This is a genomic window from Frigidibacter sp. MR17.24, assembly GCF_037095655.1.
Taxonomy (GTDB): domain Bacteria; phylum Pseudomonadota; class Alphaproteobacteria; order Rhodobacterales; family Rhodobacteraceae; genus Frigidibacter.
Genome location: NZ_JBAWKE010000013.1, coordinates 62,677 through 69,883, shown reverse-complemented (window position 1 = coordinate 69,883; position 7,207 = coordinate 62,677). Strand labels below are relative to the sequence as shown.

Here is a 7,207-nt window from a genome sequence, read left to right as displayed (position 1 = left end):
GCCCGCGCGCGTTGGCGCGCGCGACCCTTCCGCAGAAGCGGGCCGGGCGACGATCGGGGACGGACGGACTGTGACCACGGACGGCAGGCAGGGCGACGACGGCATCGATGTGGTCTGGCCGGGCGGGGACAGTGAAAGTGCCCGCCGCATCCGGGCGCTGGACTGGTCGGGCACCTCGCTCGGGGCGATCGCGGACTGGAGCGCCCAGCTGCGCTCGACCGTCGACACGATGGTGCATTCGCCGATCCCCAAGGTGCTGATGTGGGGTCCGGACCACACGATGGTCTACAACGACGGCTACATCGCCATCGCCGGGTCGTACCACCCGCGCGCGCTGGGCGGCACCGTGCCCGGGATCTGGCCCGAGATCTGGGACTGGAACCGGCGGATCCTGCAGGAGGGGTTCAAGGGCCGCGCGCTGAGCTATCGCGACCAGACCATGGTGCTGAACCGCTACGGCGCGCCCGAGGAGGTGACGTTCGACCTGTTCTACACCCCGATCCACGAAAGCGACGGCACCGTCGGCGGGGTGATGTGCACCGTGCTCGAGACCACGGCCAAGACCGCGGCGGAACGCGCGGTGCTGCGGTCGAACCAGCGGTTCCGCAGCGCGATCGACGCGGTGCAGGGCGTGCTGTGGACCAATGACGGCGACGGGCGGATGACCGGCGAGCAGCCCGGCTGGGCCGCGCTGACCGGGCAGAGCCTGGCCGAGTACGAGGGCTATGGCTGGTCGCGGGCCGTGCATCCCGACGACCAGGCGGCGACGGTCGAGGCCTGGCAGCATTCGGTCGACACGCAGACCACCTTCATCCACGAACATCGCGTGCGCCGCCACGACGGCGCCTGGCGGACCTTCTCGATCCGGGCGGTGCCGGCGATCGGGCCGGACGGCGTGGTCGAGGAATGGGTCGGCGTGCACACCGACATCACCGAGCAGCGCGAGGCCGAGCGGCTGATCCTGACCCATGCCCACCGGCTGGAGGAGCAGGTGGCGCAGCGGCTGCGGGCCGAGGCGCAGCTGCGCCAGCTGAACGAGACGCTGGAGACGCGCGTCACCGCCGAGATCGAGGCGCGCCGGCGGGTCGAGGCGGCGCTGGCGCAGGCCCAGAAGCTTGAGACGATCGGCAAGCTGACCGGCGGCGTCGCGCATGACTTCAACAACCTGCTGCAGGTGGTCGCGGGCAACCTGCAGCTGCTGTCGCGCGAGGTCGCGGGCAACGACCGCGCCGAGATGCGCATCACCAATGCCATGGCCGGCGTCGCGCGCGGCGCCAAGCTTGCCGCGCAGCTTCTCGCCTTCGGCCGGCGCCAGGCGCTGGAGCCCAAGGTCGTCAACGTCGCGCGGTTCGTGCGCGCGATGGACGACCTGCTGCGCCGCGCGATCGGCGAGGCGGTCGAGGTCGAGGTCATCACCGGCGGCGGGCTGTGGAACACCTTCATCGACCCGACCCAGATCGAGAACGCGCTGCTGAACCTGGCGATCAACGCGCGCGACGCGATGGAGGGCGCAGGCAAGCTGACGATCGAGATGGGCAATGCCAGCCTCGACGACAGCTATGCCCGCGCCGAACCCGACGTGACCCCCGGCCAGTACGTGATGATCGCCGTCACCGACACCGGCTGCGGCATGGAGGACGAGACCCTCGCCCGCGCCTACGAGCCGTTCTTCTCGACCAAGCCCGAGGGCAAGGGTTCGGGGCTGGGGCTGTCGATGGTCTATGGCTTCGTCAAGCAGTCCGGCGGCCACGTGAAGATCTATTCCGAGCCCGGCCACGGCACGACGGTGCGGCTGTACCTGCCGCGCTCGGCCGAGGCCGAGGACATCGAGGTGGTGGCCCCGCGCGAGCTGGCCGAGGGCGGCAACGAGACGATCCTTGTGGTCGAGGATGACGAGGGCGTGCGCGACACGGTCGTCGACCTGCTGCGCGACCTTGGCTACCGGGTGCTGAAGGCGGTGGACGCGCAGTCCGGGCTGGCGGTGATCGAGAGCGGCGCGGCGATCGACCTGCTGTTCACCGACGTGGTGATGCCGGGGCCGCTGAAAAGCCCCGAGATGGCGCGCAAGGCCCGCGAGCGGCTGCCGGGGCTGACCGTCGTCTTCACCTCGGGCTATACCGAGAATTCGATCGTTCATGCCGGGCGGCTGGACAACGGGGTCGACCTGCTGTCGAAGCCCTACACGCGCGAGGATCTGGCGCGGAAGCTGCGCAGCGCGCTGGCCGCCAACCGCCGCGCCGCCGCGCCGGTGGTCACGCAGGTCGCGCCGCCGCCGGCCGGGGTCACCGCCGCCGGCATCGCCGGGCCGCCGCTCAGGATCCTGCTGGTCGAGGACGACCTGCTGATCCGGCTCGACATGGCCGAGACCCTGCGCGACCACGGCCACGAGGTGGTCGAGGCCGGCACCGCCGCCGATGCCGTGGCCCTGTTCCGCAGCACGCCGGTCGACGTGCTGCTGACCGACCACGGCCTGCCCGACCGCACCGGCCTTGCGCTGGCGACCGAACTGCGGGCGCTGGCGCCCGACCTCGCGGTCGCCTTCGCCTCGGGCGACGCGGTCGCGGCCGACCGCGCGGTGACGCTGGTCAAACCCTATGGCGAGCGCGAGCTGCTGGACGCGGTCGCCCGGGCGGTGGCGCTGGTGCGCCCGCCCGCATGATCCCCGAGTGATCCCTCATGGTCCCCGCTGGATCGCGGCGGGGACCGGCGTGGTCAGGCCCACATCCCGCGCATCCGCGCCGCGACGTCGATCTTCGGCGGGGCGGGCGCCGCGGCGGCGCCGGGATGCGGCGCGGGCTGCCAGTATTCCGGTTCGAACAGGTCGAGCATCGATTTCGGGATGAAGCGCGTGCGGCTGGCGTAAAGATGCCGGTCCCCGCGCCGGGTCTGCTGGGTGACGTAGAATTTCAGCGGCACGCCCAGCGTCAGCGCGTCCCGGGCGCGGGTCATCGCGACATAGAGAAGCCGCCGCTCCTCCTCGATCTCGGCGCTCGCTCCGGTGCCGAGATCCGAGGGGATGCAGCCGTCGACCGCGTTCAGCACGAAGACCGAACGCCATTCCTGCCCCTTGGCGGAATGGATCGTCGACAGGATCAGGTAGTCGTCATCCTTCAGCGGCACCCCCGCCTGCCCGCTGGTCGCGTCGGGGGGATCGAGCGTCAGCTCGGTCAGGAAGCCCTCGAGCGTCGGGTAGCCGCCGGCGATCTGCTCGAGCTGCAGCAGGTCGGCGCGGCGGAACTCGGGCTCGTCGTGCAACCGGTCCATCTGCGCGTCGTACCAGTCGCGCGCCCGCGCCATCGCGCCGGGCCAGGCCGGGTCGCCGGTCAGCACCGCGACCAGCGCCGCCCAGCCGGTGCTGCGCGGCGGCGCGGGCAGCTCGCGCAGCGCGGCCAGCGGCACCGGCCCCGCCGCCATCGCCTCGATCACCCTGCGGGCGGCGACCGGGCCCACGCCCTCGACCAGCTGCAGCGCCCGGAAGCCCGCGACCCGGTCGCGCGGGTTCTGCGCGAAGCGCAGCAGCGCCATCACGTCCTTCACATGCGCGGAATCCAGGAACTTCAGCCCGCCGAACTTCACGAAGGGCACGTTGCGGCGGGTGAGTTCGACCTCGAGCTGGCCCGAATGGCTGGCGGTGCGGAACAGCACCGCCTGATCCATCAGCCGCTGCCCGCCCTCGCGGTTCTCCAGCACGCGGTCGACGACGTAGCGCGCCTGGTCGGCCTCGGTCGCGATCGTCACCAGCCGCGGCTTGCGGGCCGAGGCGCGGTCGGACCACAGGTCCTTGGTGAAGCGCTCGGGCGCCTGCCCGATCACCGCGTTCGCCGCGGCAAGGATCGGCTGCGTCGAGCGATAGTTGCGGTCGAGCGTCACCACCTCGGCCCGCGGCGCGAAGGCGGCGGGGAAGTCGAGGATGTTGCGCACCTCGGCCGCGCGGAAGCCGTAGATCGACTGCGCGTCGTCGCCCACCACGGTCAGGCCGCGCCCGTCGGGCTTCAGCGCCATCAGGATCCGCGCCTGCAGCCGATTGGTGTCCTGGTATTCGTCGATCAGCACGTGGTCCCATTGCGCGCCCAGATGCGCGGCGAAATCCGCATCCTCCATCACCTGGGCCCAGGCCAGCAGCAGGTCGTCGTAATCCAGCACGTTCTGCGCCTGCTTCGCGGCGACATAGGCGGCGAACAGCCGCTTCAGCTCGGCCTCCCAGGCGGCGCACCAGGGGAAGTGGCCGCGCAGCACCTCGGCGATCGGGTCGCCCGCGTTCACGCAGCGCGAATAGATCGCGAGGCAGGTGCCCTTGGCCGGGAAGCGGCTTTCGGATTTCGACAGGCCAAGCTCGTGGCGCACGAGGTTCATCAGGTCGGCGCTGTCCTCGCGGTCGTGGATGGTGAACTCGGGGTCGAGCCCGATGGCCGGGGCATGGTCGCGCAGCAGCCGCGCGCCGATGGCATGGAAGGTGCCGGTCCACTCGAGCGCGCCCGCCAGCGCCTCGCGCCCGGTGGCGGCGGCGACGAGACGCTCGACCCGGCGGGACAGATCGCCGGCGGCGCGGCGCGAGAAGGTCATCAGCAGGATCCGGCGCGGATCGGCGCCGTTGACCAGAAGATGCGCGACCCGGTTCGCCAGCGTCGCGGTCTTGCCCGAGCCCGCGCCCGCGATCACCAGAAGCGGCGGCGCCACCTGCCCCGGCGCCACGCCGAAGGTGGCCGCCGCGCGCTGGCGGTCGTTCAGACGATCGAGATAGGCCGTGCCCATGCTGCTGCCCCCTGCCGCTGCGGCCCGTTCCCGGCCGGTCGGGGCGACGATAGCAAGGCACGAACAAATTGTGAACCTTCCTCGGCGCTCGCGCGATCGCGACGGAACCCCGGGCGCGCGGTCCCGGTTGGGCCAGCGCAGCGAGGAGGCATGCCATGGCACAGGATCGCAACCAGCACACCGCCACCGGCCAGGACCCGGGCGTGCCCCATGACGACGCGCCCTCGGGCGGGTGGGGATCGCTGAAGGGGGTGGCGGGGATCGCGCAGGACACGCCGGTGCCGACGCGGGCGCTGGGGATCCTCGCGAAGCTGAACAAGCCCGGCGGGGTGATGTGTTCCTCTTGCGCCTGGGCCAAGCCCGCCAAGCCCCACACCTTCGAGTTCTGCGAGAACGGCGCCAAGGCGACGCTGTGGGAACTGGACGAACGGCGCGCGGATGCGGCGTTCTTCGCCAGCCACACGCTGGCCGAGCTGCGCGGGCTGCACGACCACGACCTCGAGGCCTCGGGACGGCTGACCGAGCCGATGCGCTACGACGCCGCCAGCGACCGCTACGTGCCGGTCGGCTGGGACGAGGCCTTCGCCGAGATCGGGGCCGAGCTGCGGGCGATGGACCCGAAGGCCGCGGTCTTCTACGCCTCGGGGCACGCGGGGCTGGAGGCGTCGTATCTTTACGCGCTGTTTGCCCGCGCGATGGGGCACCAGAACCTGCCGCAGTCGTCCAACATGTGCCACGAGACGACCTCGGTGAACCTGCAAAGCTTCATCGGCACGCCGGTCGGGACCTGCACGCTCGAGGATTTCGACCAGTGCGACGCGATCCTGTTCTTCGGGCAGAACACCGGCACCAACAGCCCGCGCTTCCTGCACCAGCTGAAGGACGCGGTGAAGCGCGGCTGCCGGATCGTGACCTTCAACCCGCTGCGCGAGCGCGGGCTGATCGAATTCGCCGACCCGCAAAGCCCGCTGCAGATGCTGACCGGCGGCGCGACCGAGATCTCGGAGCAGTATTACCAGGTCCGGCCGGGCGGCGACATCGCGGTGATCGCGGGGCTGATGAAATGCGTGCTGGCGGCCGAGGCGGCGGCGCCCGGCACCGTCGTCGACCGCGCCTTCATCGAGGCCGAGACCGAGGGCTATGCCGACACCGTGGCCGCCGTCGAGGGCTTCGGCTGGGACGAGATCGAGCGGCAGTCGGGCCTGACGCGCGCGATGATCGAACAGGCGGCGCGGGTCTTCATCGGCGCGACGCGCGCGATCGGGATCTACGGCATGGGGCTGACGCAGCATGTCCACGGCTGGCTGAACCTGGGGATGCTGTGCAACCTGCTGATGATGCGCGGGATGATGGGGCGGCCGGGCTGCGGCATCTCGCCGGTGCGGGGCCATTCGAACGTGCAGGGGCAGCGCACCGTCGGGATCGGCGAGAAGTCGGCGCACATGCCGGCCGACAGGTTGCACGCGCTGTTCGGCATCGCCCCGGTCGAGGAGGAGGGGATGAACGCCGTCCATGCGATGCAGGGCCTGCTGGAGGGACGGGTGCGGGCGGTCGTGTCGCTGGGGGGCAACCTGCTGCGCGCCCTGCCCGACCGCGCGCGGATCGAGGCCGCCTGGCCGCGGCTGCGGCTGTCGGTGCAGATCGCGACCAAGCCCAACCGCTCGCATCTCGTGCCGGCCGAGGTCAGCTATCTGCTGCCCTGCCTGGGCCGGACCGACCGCGACGACCAGGCCTCGGGGCCGCAGGCGGTGTCGATGGAGGATTCGCTGTCGCACATCTACGGCTCGATCGGCACGGCCGAGCCGCCGGGGCCGCGGGTGATGTCGGAACTTGCGATCGTGGCCGGGATCGCGGCGGCGACGCTGCCCCCCGATCCGCGGCTGGCCTGGGCCGACTGGACCGCGGATTACGACCGCGTGCGCGACCTGATCGCCCGGACCTTCCCCGACCAGTTCCACGACTTCAACGACCGGCTGTTCCAGCCCGGCGGCTTCTATCGCGGCAACCCGGTGCGCGACCGGGTGTGGAAGACGCCGTCGGGCAAGGCGCAGTTCACCCCGCCCACGACCCTGTCGGCGCTGGGGCAGGACCCGGGCGCGGACGAGATGACGCTGATCACCCTGCGGTCGAACGACCAGTTCAACACCACGATCTACGGCTTTTCCGACCGGCTGCGCGGGCTGGAGGGCGGGCGCGACGTGGTGCTGATCAACCGCGACGAGATCGCCCGGCTGGGCCTGGCCGAGGGCCAGCGCGTCAGCCTGGTCTGCGCGGTCAGCGACGGGGTCGAGCGGCGGGTCGATCGGCTGCGCGTCACCGGCTACGACCTGCCGCCCTTCTGCGTCGCGGGCTATTACCCCGAGCTGAACCCCCTGGTGCCGCTCGGCTATCACGAGGAACGCTCGCAGACCCCCGCCTACAAGGGCACGCCGGTGCGCATCGAGGCGGGGTGAGC

At 71.5% G+C, this 7,207-nt stretch carries 3 protein-coding genes; 2 read left to right on the top strand and 1 reads right to left on the bottom strand.

Annotated elements, in window-relative coordinates; all coding sequences use genetic code 11:
• The first annotated feature begins 70 nt into the window (after window positions 1-70).
• Entirely contained in the window at window positions 71-2,659 is a 2,589-nt protein-coding gene (locus V8J39_RS22155) for a response regulator (protein WP_336463152.1), read from the top strand.
• A gap of 53 nt (window positions 2,660-2,712) precedes the next feature.
• Here V8J39_RS22155 and V8J39_RS22150 read toward each other — a convergent pair whose 3' ends face one another.
• Window positions 2,713-4,752: an ATP-dependent helicase gene (locus V8J39_RS22150; RefSeq protein ID WP_336463151.1), complete on the bottom strand. Its 2,040-nt coding sequence runs from the start codon at window positions 4,750-4,752 to the stop codon at window positions 2,713-2,715.
• A gap of 155 nt (window positions 4,753-4,907) precedes the next feature.
• Between V8J39_RS22150 and V8J39_RS22145 the strand changes: the two genes are divergently transcribed.
• Entirely contained in the window at window positions 4,908-7,205 is a 2,298-nt protein-coding gene (locus tag V8J39_RS22145) for an FdhF/YdeP family oxidoreductase (RefSeq protein WP_336463150.1), read from the top strand.
• The last annotated feature ends 2 nt before the right edge of the window (window positions 7,206-7,207 follow it).